Annotated in this window: 19 protein-coding genes; 10 read left to right on the top strand and 9 right to left on the bottom strand. The window is 72.3% G+C overall.

Annotated features, from left to right (window positions below):
• The first annotated feature begins 1 nt into the window (after position 1).
• Positions 2 to 2,086, top strand: coding sequence for a hydantoinase/oxoprolinase family protein (locus JMJ56_RS01390; RefSeq protein WP_202829814.1), 2,085 nt, complete (start codon positions 2 to 4; stop codon positions 2,084 to 2,086).
• Positions 2,086 to 3,042 carry a Bug family tripartite tricarboxylate transporter substrate binding protein gene (locus tag JMJ56_RS01385; RefSeq protein WP_202829813.1) on the top strand — a complete coding sequence of 319 codons (957 nt, stop codon included), beginning with the start codon at positions 2,086 to 2,088 and terminating at the stop codon, positions 3,040 to 3,042. The genes JMJ56_RS01390 and JMJ56_RS01385 overlap by 1 nt, the downstream gene beginning before the upstream one ends.
• Before the next feature lie 24 nt (positions 3,043 to 3,066).
• On the opposite strand, the gene dksA is transcribed toward JMJ56_RS01385, so the two are convergent.
• Positions 3,067 to 3,483, bottom strand: a complete 417-nt coding sequence (gene dksA, locus JMJ56_RS01380; RefSeq protein ID WP_043362853.1) for an RNA polymerase-binding protein DksA — start codon at positions 3,481 to 3,483, stop codon at positions 3,067 to 3,069.
• A 134-nt stretch (positions 3,484 to 3,617) separates the two neighbouring features.
• The gene (locus JMJ56_RS01375; RefSeq protein WP_202829812.1) at positions 3,618 to 4,040 is read right to left on the bottom strand and encodes a flagellar assembly protein FliX; all 423 of its coding nucleotides are present in this window, start codon (positions 4,038 to 4,040) and stop codon (positions 3,618 to 3,620) included.
• A gap of 159 nt (positions 4,041 to 4,199) precedes the next feature.
• Here JMJ56_RS01375 and JMJ56_RS01370 point away from each other — a divergent pair, with 159 nt between their 5' ends.
• From JMJ56_RS01370 to JMJ56_RS01360, 3 genes are read left to right on the top strand one after another with little or no spacing between them, the layout of a single operon-like run.
• Positions 4,200 to 5,294, top strand: a complete 1,095-nt coding sequence (locus tag JMJ56_RS01370; protein WP_456318778.1) for a flagellar basal body P-ring protein FlgI — start codon at positions 4,200 to 4,202, stop codon at positions 5,292 to 5,294.
• A complete protein-coding gene (locus JMJ56_RS01365; protein ID WP_202829810.1) occupies positions 5,294 to 5,578 on the top strand; it encodes a rod-binding protein in 285 nt (94 codons plus the stop codon). The genes JMJ56_RS01370 and JMJ56_RS01365 overlap by 1 nt, the downstream gene beginning before the upstream one ends.
• Positions 5,575 to 5,976, top strand: a complete 402-nt coding sequence (locus tag JMJ56_RS01360) for a hypothetical protein (protein WP_202829809.1) — start codon at positions 5,575 to 5,577, stop codon at positions 5,974 to 5,976. The genes JMJ56_RS01365 and JMJ56_RS01360 overlap by 4 nt, the downstream gene beginning before the upstream one ends.
• Here JMJ56_RS01360 and JMJ56_RS01355 read toward each other — a convergent pair whose 3' ends face one another.
• From JMJ56_RS01355 to JMJ56_RS01335, 5 genes are all read right to left on the bottom strand, one after another.
• A complete protein-coding gene (locus tag JMJ56_RS01355) occupies positions 5,977 to 6,408 on the bottom strand; it encodes a phasin family protein (protein WP_043362847.1) in 432 nt (143 codons plus the stop codon).
• Positions 6,409 to 6,463: 55 nt separating this feature from the next.
• Positions 6,464 to 7,072 carry a TetR family transcriptional regulator gene (locus tag JMJ56_RS01350; protein WP_236037374.1) on the bottom strand — a complete coding sequence of 203 codons (609 nt, stop codon included), beginning with the start codon at positions 7,070 to 7,072 and terminating at the stop codon, positions 6,464 to 6,466.
• Positions 7,073 to 7,121: 49 nt separating this feature from the next.
• A complete protein-coding gene (gene proC / locus JMJ56_RS01345; protein WP_202829807.1) occupies positions 7,122 to 7,937 on the bottom strand; it encodes a pyrroline-5-carboxylate reductase in 816 nt (271 codons plus the stop codon).
• A gap of 37 nt (positions 7,938 to 7,974) precedes the next feature.
• Positions 7,975 to 8,478, bottom strand: a complete 504-nt coding sequence (locus JMJ56_RS01340; RefSeq protein ID WP_202829806.1) for a type III secretion system chaperone family protein — start codon at positions 8,476 to 8,478, stop codon at positions 7,975 to 7,977.
• A 154-nt stretch (positions 8,479 to 8,632) separates the two neighbouring features.
• On the bottom strand, positions 8,633 to 9,031 hold the full coding sequence (locus tag JMJ56_RS01335; protein ID WP_202829805.1) for an accessory factor UbiK family protein: 399 nt from the start codon (positions 9,029 to 9,031) through the stop codon (positions 8,633 to 8,635).
• A gap of 95 nt (positions 9,032 to 9,126) precedes the next feature.
• Between JMJ56_RS01335 and rfaD the strand changes: the two genes are divergently transcribed.
• Genes rfaD through JMJ56_RS01310 form a run of 5 tightly spaced genes read left to right on the top strand, consistent with a single transcriptional unit; the run spans position 9,127 to position 13,663 of the window.
• Positions 9,127 to 10,107 carry an ADP-glyceromanno-heptose 6-epimerase gene (rfaD, locus tag JMJ56_RS01330; protein ID WP_202829804.1) on the top strand — a complete coding sequence of 327 codons (981 nt, stop codon included), beginning with the start codon at positions 9,127 to 9,129 and terminating at the stop codon, positions 10,105 to 10,107.
• The gene (gene lgt / locus JMJ56_RS01325) at positions 10,107 to 10,913 is read left to right on the top strand and encodes a prolipoprotein diacylglyceryl transferase (protein WP_202830832.1); all 807 of its coding nucleotides are present in this window, start codon (positions 10,107 to 10,109) and stop codon (positions 10,911 to 10,913) included. The genes rfaD and lgt overlap by 1 nt, the downstream gene beginning before the upstream one ends.
• Positions 10,914 to 10,939: 26 nt before the next feature.
• Positions 10,940 to 11,908 (top strand): class I SAM-dependent methyltransferase, encoded by a 969-nt coding sequence (locus JMJ56_RS01320; RefSeq protein ID WP_202829803.1) that lies wholly within the window; start codon positions 10,940 to 10,942, stop codon positions 11,906 to 11,908.
• Positions 11,905 to 12,690 carry a peptidoglycan editing factor PgeF gene (gene pgeF, locus JMJ56_RS01315; RefSeq protein WP_202829802.1) on the top strand — a complete coding sequence of 262 codons (786 nt, stop codon included), beginning with the start codon at positions 11,905 to 11,907 and terminating at the stop codon, positions 12,688 to 12,690. Before JMJ56_RS01320 ends, pgeF begins: the two co-directional genes overlap by 4 nt.
• 58 nt (positions 12,691 to 12,748) lie before the next feature.
• On the top strand, positions 12,749 to 13,663 hold the full coding sequence (locus JMJ56_RS01310) for a hypothetical protein (protein WP_202829801.1): 915 nt from the start codon (positions 12,749 to 12,751) through the stop codon (positions 13,661 to 13,663).
• Between the two features lie 3 nt (positions 13,664 to 13,666).
• Here JMJ56_RS01310 and JMJ56_RS01305 read toward each other — a convergent pair whose 3' ends face one another.
• Together JMJ56_RS01305 and JMJ56_RS01300 are read right to left on the bottom strand one after the other, a co-directional pair.
• Positions 13,667 to 14,338 (bottom strand): flagellar hook assembly protein FlgD, encoded by a 672-nt coding sequence (locus tag JMJ56_RS01305; RefSeq protein ID WP_202829800.1) that lies wholly within the window; start codon positions 14,336 to 14,338, stop codon positions 13,667 to 13,669.
• Between the two features lie 13 nt (positions 14,339 to 14,351).
• Complete coding sequence (locus JMJ56_RS01300) at positions 14,352 to 15,884, bottom strand: flagellar hook-length control protein FliK (RefSeq protein WP_202829799.1); 1,533 nt, start codon at positions 15,882 to 15,884, stop codon at positions 14,352 to 14,354.
• Positions 15,885 to 16,097: the final 213 nt, after the last annotated feature.

Here is a 16,097-nt window from a genome sequence, read left to right as displayed (position 1 = left end):
GATGGCCCGGCTCGGCGTCGATGTCGGCGGCACCTTCACCGATCTCGTCCTGCATGACCCGCAGCGCGACGCGGTCCATACCGGCAAGCTGCTGACCACGCCGGACGACCCGTCGCGCGCCATCGTCGAGGGCACGCAGCGCATCCTGCGCGAAGCCGGGCTCGCCCCGCGCGACCTCACCAGCATCGTCCACGGCACGACGCTGGTGACGAACACCGTCATCGAGCGCACCGGCGCCCGGGTCGGGCTGCTGGCCACGGCGGGCTTCCGCGATGCCATCGAGATCGGGCGGGAGATCCGCTATGACCTCTACGATCTCTTCCTTGAGGCGCCGCCGACGCTGGTCCCGCGCCACCTCCGCCGCGAGATCCCCGGCCGGCTCGATGCCGAGGGGACGGAGCTGCTGCCGCTCGACGAGATCGCCGTGGCCCGCGAGGTCACCGACCTGGTCGAGGGCGGGCGGATCGAGGCGCTGGCCATCGGCTTCCTGCACAGCTACCGCGACGCCCGGCACGAGCGCCGCGCCGGCGAGATCGTCCGCAAGCTCTATCCGCGCCTGGCGCTCACCCTCTCCGCCGAGGTCGCGCCCGAAATCCGCGAGTACGAGCGGACGTCCACCGCCTGCGCCAATGCCTATGTCCAGCCGCGCATGCGCCGCTACCTCGACAAGCTGGAAGCGGACCTCACGGGCATCGGCTTCGGCGGGCGCCTCTATGTGATGCTCTCCGGCGGCGGCATCGCGGCGGTGCGCGAGGCGAAGGAATTCCCCATCCGCCTGATCGAGAGCGGCCCCGCCGCCGGCGCCATGGCCGCCGCCTTCCTCGCACGCCTCGCGGGGCTGGACCGCGTCGTCAGCTACGACATGGGCGGCACCACGGCGAAGATGTGCCTCGTCGAGGATGGCGCGCCGGACCATAAATTCGACTTCGAGGCAGGCCGCGTGCGCCGCTTCGTCAAGGGCAGCGGCCTGCCGCTGAAGGTCTCGGTCGTCGACATGATTGAGATCGGCGCCGGCGGCGGCTCCATCGCCCGGATCGAGCAGGGCTCCGGGCTGATGAAGGTCGGCCCGCGCAGCGCCGGCGCCGTGCCGGGGCCCGTCTGCTACGGCCGTGGCGGCACCGAGCCCTGCGTGACCGATGCCGACCTGCTGCTCGGACGGCTCGACCCAGGCTATTTCCTCGGCGGCGAGATGGCGCTCGACCCGGACCGCGTGCGTCGCGCCTTCGCCGAGGGCGTGGCCGAGGCGCTTCGCCTGCCGCCGGTCGAGGCGGCGCTCGGCGTGCAGCGCATCGTCGACGAGACCATGGCGGCGGCGACGCGCATGCACCTCGCCGAGAAGGGGCGTGATCCGCGCGGCTATACGCTGATCGCCTTCGGCGGCGCGGGGCCGGTGCATGCCTGGAACCTGGCGCGGCTGCTGAAAATTGGGCGGGTGCTGGTGCCGCTTGGCGCCGGCGTCGCCTCGGCGCTCGGCTTCCTCGTCGCCCCGCCCGCGACCGACATGGTGCGCAGCCATGTCGGCCGGCTGGAGCGGCTCGACTGGTCCGTGGTGAACGGGCTCATCGCGGAGATGGCCGAGGAGGGCCGCGCCCTTCTCGCCGAGGCGGGGGCGGACCCGGCCGCCATCGCCCTCACTCCGACCGCCGATATGCGCCATGTCGGCCAGGGCTTCGAGATTGCCGTGCCGCTGCCGGTGATCTCGCTCGGCGAGGCTGACCTGCCCGCCATCCGCCGCGCCTTCTTCGACAGCTACCGCACCCGCTTCGGCCGGGTGGTGGAGGACCAGCCGATCGAGGCGCTGTCCTGGCGCCTGGCCTGCGCCGCGCCTGGACAGGACATCCGCATCCGCGCCCCGGAAGGTGCTGCGCAGGCAGACGACCGGCCGGTGCCGCGCGGCGAGCGGCCCGTCACCTTCGAGGGCCACGGCGCCCTGCCCTGCCCGGTCTATGACCGCTACGCCCTCCGCCCCGGCATGGGTTTCGCCGGGCCGGCCTTGGTGGAGGAGCGGGAATCCACCTGCGTCATCGGCCCGGGGACGCGCGTCTCGGTCGATGCGCAGCTCAACCTGCTGCTGGAGCTCGGCTGATGCGCCGCCGGACGCTGCTCGCGGGCCTCGCGCTGCCGGCTGTTGCCCGGGCGCAGGGCGCCTATCCCGACCGGCTGGTGACCATCGTCAATCCCTGGCCGGCAGGCGGCTCCTCCGACGGCGTGGCGCGCATCCTGGCGCAGCGGATGGCGATGGATCTCGGCCAGCCCTTCGTCGTCGAGAACCGGCCGGGCGCGACGGGGACGCTCGGCCACAACTACGTCGCCCGCGCCCGGCCGGACGGGGCGACGCTTCTGGTCGGCACCAACAGCACCTATGCCATCGCGCCGCATCTGTCGGCGCTGCCCTACGACAATGCGGCAGCCTTCACCGGCATCTCGCTGCTCGCCAGCAGCCCGCAGATCCTCTGCCTGCACCCTGCCGTCCCGGCGCGAAACCTTGGGGAGTTCCTCGCTCTGGCGCGGGCGAGGCCGGGCGGGTTCAGCTTCGGCACCTCCGGCATCGGCGGCACCAGCCATCTGGCGACCGAGATGCTGATGGCGATGGCCGACATCTCCATGCTGCACGTCCCCTATCGCGGCGGCGGGCCGGCAGCGCAGGCGCTGCTGGCGGGGGAGACGCAGGTGACCTTCATCGACCTCATCACTGCCCTGCCCTTCCTGGCGAGCGGGCAGGCACGGCCGATCGGCACCTCGACGGCTCGGCGTGCGGCGCTGGCGCCGGAGGTGCCGACGATCGCCGAAGCGGGCCTGCCGGGTTTCGAGAGTTCGACGGATTTCGCCATGCTTGCCCCAGCCGGAACGCCGGAGCCCATCATCCGGGTGCTCGCCTCGGCCAGCGCGGCGGCACTGCGGGCGCCGGAGGTGGCGGCGAGGCTGGAAGCCGCGGGCATCGCCATTCTCGCCGAAGGGCCAGCGGAATGGCCGGGCTATTTCAGCCGGGAGGTCGCCAAATGGGGTGGCATCATCCAGGCACGCAACATCCGCGCGCCATGAATTCCGGCCCCTTGGGCGCCCGCCTCAATCGTCGCGGTGGACCCGCTCCATGCGCTCGTGGCGCTCCTGCGCCTCGATGGAGAGCGTCGCGATCGGCCGGGCCTCAAGGCGGCGGAGGCCGATCGGCTCCCCGGTCTCCTCGCAATAGCCGTAGGTGCCGTTCTCTATCCGCTCCAGCGCCTGGTCGATCTTGGAGATCAGCTTGCGGGCGCGATCACGCGTGCGGAGTTCAAGGGCACGATCGGTCTCGACGCTGGCCCGGTCGGTGAGGTCGGCCTCCGAGATGCCGCCAGCTGAGAGGCTCGCCAGCGTATCCCCCGCCTCTCGCAACAGGTCGAGCCGCCAGCGCCGCAGCTTCTGGCGGAAATACTCCTGTTGCCGTGAACTCATGAACTCTTCGTCGTCCGTGGGACGGTAATCGGGCGGGAGGGTGATCAGCATTGTCTGGACGGCCCCATTCCGCTTGGGGACCCAGGCACGCCGCCCCGGCCCCTTGACGCGGCCGGACCATACAGGCGGGTCCAGGCGAAAGCCAAGGGGTTGCGATACCGCAAATTGCTGGCAGAACGCGGTTTTCACGCAAAGGCCATAGCGTCATCCAGGCTGCGGCGCAGCAATTCCACCTGGGCGCGCAGAACGACACCTTGCACCACCTCCCGCAACGCTGGGTCGGCGCCCTCCTCACCCGACTCCACCAACCGCCGCAGCCGAGCGGGGTCGGCCCGGCTACCGCCGAGCATATCGCATTGCAGCGCAGTCAGTTCCGCAAGGATGTCGCTGGCCCGGCGCTGTGCCGCCTCGTCGCGCTCCGCCGCGCCGCCGTATTCCTGCAAGGTGAGCAGGCCAAGCCCGGCCGGTGCGATGCCGCCCGTCGCCGCTGCCTCCCGCGCCGCCTCGCTTTCCCCCGCTTCGATACGGAAGCCGCCCGCCCCGCTGCGGGCCCTGCCGCGTGCCGGTGTGGCCTGGCCGATGCCGCCGAGCCTGCCGATCCCGTGCATTCCGAACCTCCTTTTGCCCATTGCCCGGCAAGGCCGAGCCCCTGCCCGGCAAGCCTTGCCGGCCTCACCCCCGCAGCGCCTGGCATGGCTGTTGCGATGCCGGGGGCGGTGTGACCGACAAGGTGCAGCGTGGCCAAAAAAGCTTTCGCAACGGCGAAGATCGTGTGTGCCGCACTGGCGCTGGCCTTTCTCCTGGCCGGGCCGGCCGCGGCGCAATCCGTCCGCATCAAGGACATCGCCGATGTCGAGGGGGTGCGGGACAACCAGCTCGTCGGCTACGGCCTCGTCGTCGGCCTCCCGGGCACGGGCGACCGGCTGCGGACGGCCATCTTCACCCGGCAATCCCTGATCGGCATGCTGGAGCGGCTCGGCGTCAACACGCGGGACAACGAGGCACGGCTCGACACCCGCAACGTCGCCGCGGTGATGGTGACGGCCAACCTGCCGGCCTTCGCCCGGCCGGGCAGCCGGATCGACATCTCCGTCTCGGCGCTCGGCGACGCAACCAACCTCCAGGGCGGCACGCTGGTGGTGACGCCGCTGCTCGGTGCCGATGGCGAGGTCTATGCGGTGGCGCAGGGCGCCGTCGCCACCGGCGCGGTCGCGGCGCGCGGGGCGGCCAGCAGCATCCAGCGCGGCGTCCCGACCAGTGCGCGCATCGCTTCCGGCGCCATCGTGGAGCGGGAGATTCCTTACAGCCTCGCAGGGCGGCCGAACATCCGCCTCTCGCTGCGCAACCCAGACATGACGACGGCCCGGCGCATCGCCGCCGCCATCAACCAGTCCACCGGCAGCACCTCGGCGGTCGCGACAGACCCGCGCACCGTGGCGCTGGCCATGGTCGGGCGGGACCCGGTCGGCTTCCTCGCCCAGATCGAGCAGCTTCGCGTCGAGCCGGACCAGGTCGCGCGGGTCGTCATCGAGGAAGCTTCGGGCACCATCGTCATGGGGGCGAATGTGCGGGTCTCGACGGTCGCCATCGCCCAGGGGAACCTCACCATACGCATCACCGAGACGCCGCAGGTGGCGCAGCCCAACCCCCTCGCCGGGGGCGAGACGGTGGTGGTGCCGCGCACGAATATCGAGGTGGACGACCAGGCGCAGCGCCGCGTCGGGCTGCTGTCGGGCGGTGTCTCGCTGCAGGAGCTGGTGCGGGGGCTGAACGCGCTCGGCGTCGGGCCGCGCGACCTGATCTCCATCCTGCAGTCGGTGAAGGCGGCCGGCGCCCTCCAGGCCGAGATGGAGCTGCGCTGATGAACCCCGTCTCGTTGCAGTTGGCGCCACCGGCGCTCCGCCGCGCTGCCCAGGCCTTCGAGGCGCAGGCGCTCGGGCAAATGCTGCAGTCGATCTTCGCCACCTTGCCAAAGGGCCGCTTCGGCGGCGGCGCGGCGGAGGCGCAATGGCAGCCCATGCTCGTCGACGAGATGGCCAAGGCCTGCAGCCGCTCTGGCCATGGGCTCGGCCTCGGCGATGCGGTGCTGAGGGAAATGCTGCGCTGGCAGGCCGCCGGCGCCCGGACGGAGGATCAATCCCAATGATGGATGCCCTGCTCACCGCCGGCCAGCGCCTGGCCGAGGCGCTGCGCGCCGAGAACGAGGCATTGGCGGCACTCGACCTGCCACGCGCAGCCGGCCTCGCCACCGCCAAGATGCAGGCGGCTGATGCCTTCGCTGCCGCCTTCGCCACCACCCGCAAGCTCGGCGTGCGGGCAGAGGGCGTGCAACGCATCAGCGCCTCCGACCTCACCGCCCGGCTGCAACAGCTCGGCGACGAGAACCGGCGGCTGCTGGAACGCGCCATCGCCATCCAGTCCCGGGTGATCGAGACCATCGCCGGGGCGGCGCTGCCGCGCAGCGGCTCCGGCGCCTATGGGGCGGCAGGGCGGCTGGCGACGGCGCGGCAGGCGCCCGCCATCGCCATGGCCACCAGAGCCTGATCAGCCCTTCTTGGCGACCAGCGTCTTCACCTCGTCCATCGCCTCGGTGAAGCGCGTGTTGAGCAGGGCCAGTGCCTCGGTGTTCGACTTCTGGATGAGGTCGGCCACCTCGCGCATGTTGCCGACGGCCTTCTCATAGGCGCTCTTCAGCAACTCGGTCTGGCGGGCGGCCTTGGCCTGGGGGCTCTCCTGGCTGGAGATGGCCTTCACAGCCTCGGTCATCTCCGACATGGCGGACTGAAGGATCTCCATATGCCGCCGGGCCACCGCCTGGGCACCCTCGAGCGCGATGCGGTTTGCGGCGGAGAGCGCCTCGAGGTTGCGGCGCTGCGCGGCGGCGAGCGCTTCCATGTCCGGCATGCCGGGCAGACGGAACTCCGTCAGCATGCGCATGATATCGGTTTCCGGCTTGAAGCCCATCGGGTCTGCCATGCGGTCCTCCTCCATCTTTTTGTGCCTGGAAGCCTAGGCCCGGCCCCAAGGCCGGTCAAAGCATCGAGGCATCCGGCCCGGCCGTCGTGTCACCGGGCTCCAGCCGCAACGCGCGAGCGACCTGTTCGGCTCGATCGAGCGCGCGGTCGAGCGCCGCCATGGTGGCGCCGAGATCGGCCGTGTCGTCCCGCACCCAGGCGCGGAGCGTCGCCAGCCAGACCGCGGTCAGCCCCTGCGCCCGGGCAAGGCCGGCGATCCCGCCCGAGCCGAGCCCCGCCGCCTCCAGCATCCAGGCCATTGAGCCCGGCAGGGCGGCAAGCAGGGCGAGCGCCAGCAGCGGGTCCGTTTTCAGATCCTCGATGAAGCGGAGGATGCCGGCGCGATGCGGCTGAAGCGTGTCAATCCGCCGCATGATGACGTCGAAGACCCGGTCGCGTGCGGTGTTGTCGTCCGGCGCCTCCGGCACGACGCCTTCCAGCACCGCCTGATCTACCAGCCTTCCATGCAGCAGCAGGAGGTGGTGCGGCGTCGGGCAGCGGCGCCTGATCTCGGCCGGGGCGACGCCGGAGGCGGCGGCGACCCGCCGCATCGACAGCCCCGCCCAGCCATGCGCGGCGACCACCTGCCAGAGGCCGGCGACCAGCCGGGCCTCGATGTCCTGCATCTCGCTCATGAGGCTGAGTGTGGGGATGGAGCGCTGCTTCGGATAGGGGTCAACCGGCCAGCTCCCGTGAACGCTCCGTGGCGGCGGCGATGGCGCGGGACATCAGCGCTGGCCAGGCCTCGTCCGCCATAAGCACGGCGAGCGCCCGCTCGGTGGTGCCCTTGGGGCTGGTGACGTTGCGGCGGAGCTGCGCGCTGTCCTCGGCGCTTGCCGCCAGCAGGGCGCCGGAGCCGGCGACGGTGGCGCGCGCCATCCGTCGGGCCAGATCGGGCGGCAGGCCCTGCTCAATAGCAGCGGCCTCCATCAGCTCGGCCAGGAGGAAGACATAGGCCGGGCCGCCGCCCGAGACGGCGGTGACCGGATCGATCAGCCCCTCCTCCTCCACCCAGGCGGTCTCGCCGATGGCGGAAAGCAGCCGGTCGGCCAGCGCCCGCTGCCTCGCATCGACGCCGGGGCTGGGGAAGGCGACGGTGAAGCCACGACGCACCGCCGCCGGGGTGTTCGGCATGGCGCGGACGATGCACACCGCCTCGCCGAGCAGGCCCCGCATGCCGGCGGTGCTGCGCCCGGCCATGATGGAGATGAACAGCGTCTCCGGCCCGGCGAGCGGAGCAAAGGCCGGCAGGGTCGCCGCCGCCTCCTGCGGCTTGATCGCCAGCACAACGGCACCGGGGCGGAAGCCGGCAGGGATGGCGGCAGGGCTGTCCACCACCTGCACCCGCCCGGCGAAGGGCGCGGCGGCGGGTGCGTGCGGCTCCACCACCACGGCGTCGGTGAGGCCACGCTCCAGCCAGCCGGCCAGCATGGCCCCACCCATCTTCCCGCAGCCGACCAGCAGCAGCGGGGGCAGCGCTTCGGCGCTCATGGCATCCCTCCCCCAGGCGAATCCGGGGGAGAGGCTGTCAGGCCTCGCCGACGCAGTCCAGCATGGCGGCCTGGAGCGCCTCGGCCGGGCTCTTGCCGCCCCAGAGGACGAACTGGAAGGCCGGGAAGAAGCGCTCGCACTCCGTCAGTGCGATGTCGACCATGTCCTCCAGGCTCTCGGCGCTCGCGCCCGGGGCGCCACGCAGCAGGACGGAATGGCGGAAGACCGGCACCCCCTCCTCGGACTCGATGCCGAAATGCCCGATCCAGAGTTTCTCATTGGCCAGCGCCAGCAGCTCGAAGAGCTTGCCGCGGGCTTCCGGCGGCACCTTCATGTCGAAGGCGCAGGAGAAGCCCATGGCGCTGATCTCGGACGACCAGGAGAAATAGAGGCCGTAATCACACCACTTGCCCGGCGCCTCGGCCGCCATCTCGCCATCCGAACGGCGCTCGAAGGCCCATTCGTTGGCGGCGACGATCTGTTCGAGGACATCGAGGGGGTTGGTCGCATGCTCGCGCTCGAGGGCCAGCAAGCCTGACATCGCGCACCTCCTCACTGGTCTGCGGCATTCCCGCCCACCCGACATCTTGGGTGAATCGGCTGGGCGGGACCACCAGGGCTAGGATACCCAGGCGCCAAACGCGGCTGCAAGCCCGACGGTTGCGCAGGCGTTGCGAGACCAGTTCGAAATGGCGTCAGCCGCCGCCGATAGGGGGCGGATTCTTCATCGTACCGCTGATCGGCGGCGGCTCGCCCGGCGCGCTGGGCGGGGTTTCGGTATTGGGCATCGCCTCGGGCGAGGCGGTGCCGCCGGCAGGCGCCGCGGCCTCGCCGAGCCGAGCCTCGAGGGCGGCTACGCGGGCCTCCAGCGCCTCCTGCGCCTCGCGGGCGCGGCGGGCGAGTTCCATCGCCGCATCCAGTTCCTCGCGCTTCACGAGCTCCAGCCGCTGGACCATCTGGTCCACCTGGCTGCGCACCGCAGCCTCCACCTCGCCCCGCACGCCGGCCAGCGCCGAGAAGGCGCCGCCCGCCACCCCGGCGAGGTCGTCGAACAAGCCGCCGCGTTTCCGGCCGCCGCTACCCGTATCGTCCATGGATCTGTTCCCCTTCACAGCCCGCGTCGCCGCGGCCTATACCCCCCGCCGCCCGGTGCCGCCATGCGGTGCGCCGGCCATTGGGGATCGCGGAGATGTATCTCGTCACCGGCGGGGCCGGTTTCATCGGCTCCAACCTCGTCGCCGCGCTCTGTGACCGCGGCGCGGAGGTAATGGTGGTTGACCGGCTGCGGTCCGGCGAGAAATGGCGGAACCTGGCGAAGCACCCGATCGCCGGAATCCTGCCGCCGGAGGAGCTGGAGCGCTTCCTGGCCTCGGCGCTGCCGCTCAAGGCCGTGCTGCATCTCGGCGCCATCAGCGCGACGACGGCCACCGATGGCGACCTCGTGGCGGCGACCAACCTCACCCTCTCCCTCCGGCTCTGGGAGCTTTGCGCCGAGCGGGGCATTCCCTTCATCTACGCTTCCTCCGCCGCGACCTATGGCGATGGCTCGCTCGGCTTCGAGGACGATGCCTCACCCGAGGCCCTGGCGCGGCTTCGCCCACTCAACCTCTATGGCTGGTCGAAGCTGGCCTTCGACCGGCGCGTGGCCGACCTGCTGCGCCGCAGCCGTCCGGCGCCGCCGCAATGGGCGGGGCTGCGCTTCTTCAACGTCTATGGGCCGAACGAGGCGCATAAGGGGCGGATGGCGAGCGTCCTCTTCCACAAGTTCCAGCAAGTGATCGGGGGCGAGGCGGCGACGCTGTTCCGCTCCGACCGCGAGGGCATCGCCGATGGCGAGCAGCAACGGGACTTCGTCCATGTCGATGACTGCGTCGCGGTGATGCTCTGGCTGCTGGACAATCCGGGTGTCTCGGGCCTCTTCAACCTCGGCTCCGGCCGGGCGCGGAGCTTCCGCGCGCTGATCGAAGCGATGTTCGCGGCCCTCGGGCGCGCGCCGGATATCCGCTACATCGACATGCCGGCGGACCTGCGCGGCAAGTACCAGTATTTCACCGAGGCGCCGCTGGACCGGCTGCGCGCCGCGGGCTTCAACGCGCAGATGACGCCGCTCGAGGAAGGGGTTCGCCGCACCGTGCAGGATTTCCTCACCCAGCCGGACCCGTATCGGTGATGCTCTTCGCCATCCCCTTCCCGATCATCGACCCGGTCCTGGTGCAGGTCGGGCCGCTCGCCATCCGTTGGTACGCGCTGGCCTATATCGCCGGCATCCTCGGCGGCTGGTGGCTGGCGCGGCGGCTGGTGGCGCTGAAGCCCGAGGTGGCGACGCGGCAGCAGATCGACGACTTCGTCACTTGGACGACGCTTGGCATCATCATCGGCGGGCGGCTCGGCTACGTGCTGTTCTACCGGCCGGGACATTACCTTTCGAACCCGCTCGACATCCTCAAGGTCTGGGAAGGAGGGATGAGCTTCCATGGCGGGGCGCTCGGGGTGATCGTCGCCATCGTCCTGTTCTGCCGGCAGGAGCGGCTCGACATGCTGGGCTTCGCCGACCGGGTGACGGCGGTGGTGCCGATCGGGATCTGCCTTGGCCGGTTGGCGAATTTCATCAATGCCGAGCTCTGGGGGCGGGTGACGGACGTGCCCTGGGCCATGGTCTTCCCGACCGGCGGGCCGGAGCCGCGGCATCCCAGCCAGCTCTACCAGGCGGGGATGGAGGGCGTGCTGCTCTTCATCCTGCTGCAGGTGCTGGTGCACCAACCGGCGATCCGGGCGCGGCGCGGCTTCGTCGCCGGGGCCTTCCTCGCCGGCTATGGCGTGGCGCGCTTCATCGGCGAGTTCTTCCGCCAGCCGGATGCCTTCCTCGGCTTCCTCTTCGCCGGGGCGACGATGGGGCAGTTGCTGTCGGTGCCGATGATCCTGGTCGGCGCCTGGCTGATGCTGCGGGCGAAGCCGCGGCAGGAGGCGGTGGCCTGAGCGCGCCGGAGCGCCTCGACCGGTTCATGGGGCGGGCCGCTTCGGCCTATTACGCCGGGCGCGACCCCTTCGGCCGCGCCGGCGACTTCACCACGGCGCCGGAGATCTCGCAGGCCTTCGGCGAATGCCTCGGCCTCTGGGCGGCCGTTACCTGGCAGATGATGGGCGCGCCCGCACCGGTCCGGCTGGTGGAACTCGGCCCCGGGCGCGGGACGCTGATGGCGGATGCGCTGCGGGCGGTGGCGGAGGTGATGCCCGCCTTCCGGTCGGCGGCAGAGGTCCACCTCGTCGAGACATCGCCGGCGCTGCGGGCGGCCCAGGCGGCGCGGCTGCCGGGCGCGGCCTGGCACGAGCGGGCGGAGGCGGTGCCGGCGGGGCCGGCCATCCTCATCGCCAACGAGTTCTTCGATGCCCTGCCGATCCGGCAATTTGTCCGGCGCGAGGGGACCTGGCACGAGCGCTTCGTCGCCGATGGCGGCTTCGTCGAGCAGCCGGCCGAGGCGGCCCCTGCCCTGCCCGAGGCGGCGCCGGACGGCGCCATCCATGAGGTTTCCGAGGCCGGCCTCGCCATCGCCCGCCACCTCGCCGTGCGGCTGCAGGCCCAGGGGGGCGCGGCCCTGATCCTCGATTACGGCCCGGCCGGGCCGGGCTTCGGCGACAGCCTCCAGGCCATGGCGGCGCACGGCCGGGCCGATCCGCTGGCCGAGCCGGGCAGCGTCGACATCACCGCCCATGTCCGCTTTCCCGCCCTTGGCGCAGCGGCACGGGAGGCAGGCGCCGCCACGCATGGGCCGCTGCCGATGGGGCTCTTCCTCCAGCGGCTCGGGCTGATGAGCCGGGCGGCGATCCTGGCGCGGTCCAACCCGCACCAAGCCGGGCTGATCCTCTCCGGGGCAGAGCGGCTGGTGGCGCCGGAGGGGATGGGGCGGCTGTTCAAGGCGCTCTGCCTGTGTCATCCGGGGCTCGCCATTCCTCCGGGCTTCGAGCCAGCATGAGTTCCGCCGAATTCCTCACCACCCCCGCGCTCGCCGCGGCGACCGGGCTGCGCCACGGCTTCTTCACCCGCCGCGGCGGCGTGTCGGAGGGGCCCTGGGCGGCGCTCAACTGCTCGCTCTCGGGCCAGGACGACCCGGCGCGGGTGCGGGAGAACCGTCGCCTCGCCGCCGACGCGCTGGGCCTGCCGGCCAGCGCCCTGCACGGGCTGACGCAGGTCCATGGCATCGCCGTCGCCGAGGTCGATGGGCGGGGCTGGCGCGAGGGCGAGGGGCCGCGCGCCGATGCCGTGGTGACGCGGCGGCCGGGCGTCCTGCTCGGCGTCGTTACCGCGGATTGCGCGCCGGTGCTCTTCGCCGAGCCGGCAGCGGGCGTCATAGGCGCCGCCCATGCCGGCTGGCGCGGGGCGGTGGGTGGGGTGATCGAGGCGACGATCGGCGCCATGGAAGGGCTCGGCGCCACGCGGTCCCGGATGCTGGCCGCGGTCGGCCCCTGCATCGGCCAGGCGAGCTACGAGGTCGGACCCGACCTTCGGGAGGCCGTGCTGGCCCGAGACCCGGAGGATGCGCGGCACTTCGCCCCCGGCCGGCGGGAGGATCGCTGGCAATTCGACCTCGCTGGCTACTGCGCCGCCCGGCTCAGGTCGGCGGGCGTCGCGGTGGTGGAGACGGCCGGCACCGACACGCTGGCGAACGAACAAGCATTCTTCAGCCATCGCCGGCGCACCCTGGCGGGGGGCGGGCCGATCGGGCACCAGCTCTCGGCCATCGGCACCGCGGTCTGAGCCATGCCGTACATGGTCCAGTTCTTCGTCCTCACGCTGCTTACCATCATGGTGGCCTGTGCGCTTCTCTAGGCTGCTGCTCATCCTCCCGGTGCTGCTGGGCGCCTGCGGCGACCTGCCGCAGCCCTTCCGCGGCCGGCCTGGGGCGGAGGCGCAGCGGCTGGCCGTGCCGCTCGCCATCCGCCTCGCCGTGCCGCCGCCGACCGATGCGTTGCTGAACGACGCTGGGGCGAAGGGCCTGGCCAACAAGATGGCCGAAGCGCTGCAGGCGCAGGACATCCCGGCCGTCGCCACGCCGGCGCCGCTGCCGCTCGACTGGCGCGTCGACATCACCGCCGAGCGCCAGGGCCAGGCGGTGCTGCCGAGCTTCCGATTGATCGATGCCGATGGGAAGGTCCAGGCGGCGAGCCGGGGTACGGTCGTGCCGCTCACCCGCTGGGCCGAACCGACGCCGGAGCTTTTCAGCGAGGTTTCGGCGCAGGCGGTGCCCGAACTGGCCCGGCTGCTGCTGCAGGTGGAGGCGGCGCGGAAATCGACCGACCCGCAATCCATCGCCGCCGGGCCGCCGCGCATCCGCTTTGCGGGCGTGAAGGGCGCGACGGGCGACGGCAACCAGGCGCTCACCGGCCGGATGCGCGAATTCCTCGGCAATGAGGGTTTCGTCGTGCAGGACGTGGCGGATGGGGCAGCCTATGCGCTGGAGGGCGATGTCGTCATCGTCCAAGGTGCCTCGCCGGCACAGCAGCGCGTCGAGATCCAGTGGATCGTCAGCCGGCGTGACGGTGAGGAGCTCGGCCGCGTCGTGCAGCTCAATGAGGTGCCAACCGGGCGGCTGCGCGGCCTCTGGGGCGACATCGCCTATGCCGCGGCGGAGCAGGCGGCGCCGGGCGTCCGCACCGTCGTCGCCAATGCGATGAGCACGCCGCCGAGCACCGCGGTAGAGCCGGTTGCGGCGGCGCCACCGCCCCGCTGAGGGCTACGGGTTGGCGATGCCGCGCATCGCGTCGAAGCCGACCGAAACCGCGCCGAGCTGGAGCTGGACGTCGCCGCCCGAAGGGCGACGCGCCGCCGTCGCGGTGCCGACCACCGTCGCCGCGACGGTCTGCGCGGCGCCCTGCGCATCGAGCCCGGCGACGGCGAAGCCATAGGCGCCGTCCGGCAGGCGCTGGCCGGCCTTGGTCCTGCCGTCCCATCGCCAGTCCTGCGCCGCGCTGCCGAGCTTCACCGTGTCCTCGCGCAGGATGCGGCCGGCGGAATCCAGCACGCGGATCACCGCCTGCTGCACCGGGCCGGCGGTCGGCAGGCGGAGGGTCGCGCTGCCGTCTTGTAGGCTGAGCCGGTCGCTCTCTACCTCCACCCGCTCGCCGATCAGCGGCGCCGCGGCGGTGAGCTGAGCGCCCTGTTGCAAGCCGATGAGCCTGGTCAGGTTGGCGTTCATGGCGATCTGCTGCTCGACGCCGGCGAAGGAGACGAGCTGGTTCGTCATCTCGTTGGTGTCCATCGCCTTGGTCGGGTCCTGATTCTGCAGTTGCGTCGTCAGCAGGGTGAGGAAGGTGTTGAAGTCGCCGGCAAGGCCGGTCTTCGCCTTGCCGCCGGCAGCGGCGGCGCTTCCGCCCGCGCCGGTGGTGCCCTGGATGGTGCCGCTCATCGGTTCTGCTCCGTCAGACTGCGATATCGAGAAGGGAGAGGGTGTTGAGCGTGGTCTGGACCGGGCCGGCCGCTGCGAGCGACGCATGCCCTCCCCCCTTGGTGGCTCCCTGGCCATGTCCTTGCCCGCCGCCCTGCTGCTGCGGGCGCTGTTCCTGCGGCGCGCCGCCCTGCCCGCTGGACAGGCCGAACTGCATCCCTCCGCTGGCCACGACGACGCCCGCCTGGGCGAGGGTGCGGTCGAGTTCCCGCGCGTCGCGTTGCAGCAGGGCCAGGGTTTCCGGCCGTTCGGCGAGAACCCGGACCGAGGCGGCTTCGCCATCTGCCCCACGCTCGATGCGAATCTCGACCCGGCCGAGGCTCTCCGGCTCCAGCGCCACGGTGAGCCGCGGCGCCCGGTCCTGGCCGAGGGCAAGGGCGATCGTCACTTGCGCGACCTGGTGCGCCGGCGGCGGCGGAGGGGCAGCAGGCGCGGTGCCGGCCGACGCGACCGAGGCGGTGCCGTCGGCGGATGCGAAGGCCGTGGATGCTGGATTCAGCCCGGATGGCACCGCCTGGAGCGGGTCTGGCGGAGCGGGTTGCGTCCTCGCCGGCTCGACGACCCGATGCGGCGTGGCGAGGATGGCGGCCGGCTCCAGCCCGATCCGCTCGGGCTGCGGCGCGGGCTGGTCCGGGGCGGCGGGGACCTGCTCCTGGGCCGCGGCCTGGCCGATGGCGGCGGCGACGGCCATCGGTCGGTCGCGCGGGGGCGACGGCTTCGCCCGGTCCGGCGAAGCGGCCTGGAGTGGTTGCAGGAGTGGCGGCTGCGCGGGCTGCGAATCGGCTGGCAAGGCAGGGTTCGCCTGCGCGGCAACTCCGGCGAATGGCGCCGCAGCCGGTTGAGCGGCGGCGAGCCGGGGGCCGGGCGCGGGGCCGGACTGCGGCACCGGGCGCGACAGCGCCCCGGGCTCCGGCTGGGGGGCGCCAGGCATCCCGCCACTGAAGCGTTCGGCCGCCTCGAGCTGCCCCGGATGGTCCCCGTCTGGGGCAGCCGGCGGTGGAGCCTCGCGCATGGTGCCGGTGGCGATGACGGGCCGCCCCGCGCTAGCCATCGCGGTGACGCCGGCCGTGGCTGCGCTTGCCCCAGGTAAGGAAGCCGAGGCCGTAGGCCCGGTCATCGCCGGCACGGGCGGCGGGACGGGCAGCGGCATGGCGCCTGCGATCAGCGCCGGCGGCATGTACGCCAGGTCGGGCACCCTCGCATCCTCCGCGTCGCCGGACTCTTCCCATTTCTCGGGATTGGTGCCGGCCGCGGTACCTGATTGTGCGGCGTCCGGCAGGCCGGGTGCCGCGGGCGGCGCCAGAGAAGGCGTGACGACCGGGACCACCACTGGCGGGAGACCGGCCGGCGCCAGCGCCGCAGGCATGATGGGCTCAGCGACGTCCTGGCCTGCGCGCAGCAGCAGTGCGGCGAAATCGCCGCTACCCGGTGCCGGCGGCTTGCCGGCAGCGTCAGCGGGAGGGGCAGGCGTCGCCGTCGGTGACGGCGGGAGGGCAGTGAGATCCATGGCGGTCCGGTCCAGCGGCGCCTCCTCGGTGCGAAGGCCGGGCCAATCCCCAGGCCCGCCGCGGCGGCAAGCTCCGCCGCCTGCCCGGCAAAGACTGCCCAGTGGGCGGCAGGACCGGCTGCTTCGCTCCTCCCCAGCGCTGGCACGCCACCTGCGAAGCCCGACGCGACGAAGGCCGGGCCGCGCTCACCGCGCGGAGCGGCCCCTGGATGA

Origin of the sequence: Belnapia arida, assembly GCF_016773205.1 — a bacterium.
GTDB classification, from domain to species: Bacteria; Pseudomonadota; Alphaproteobacteria; order Acetobacterales; family Acetobacteraceae; genus Belnapia; species Belnapia arida.
The sequence above is the reverse complement of the archived record's forward strand: the minus strand, read 5'-3'. Positions and strand labels throughout refer to the sequence as shown.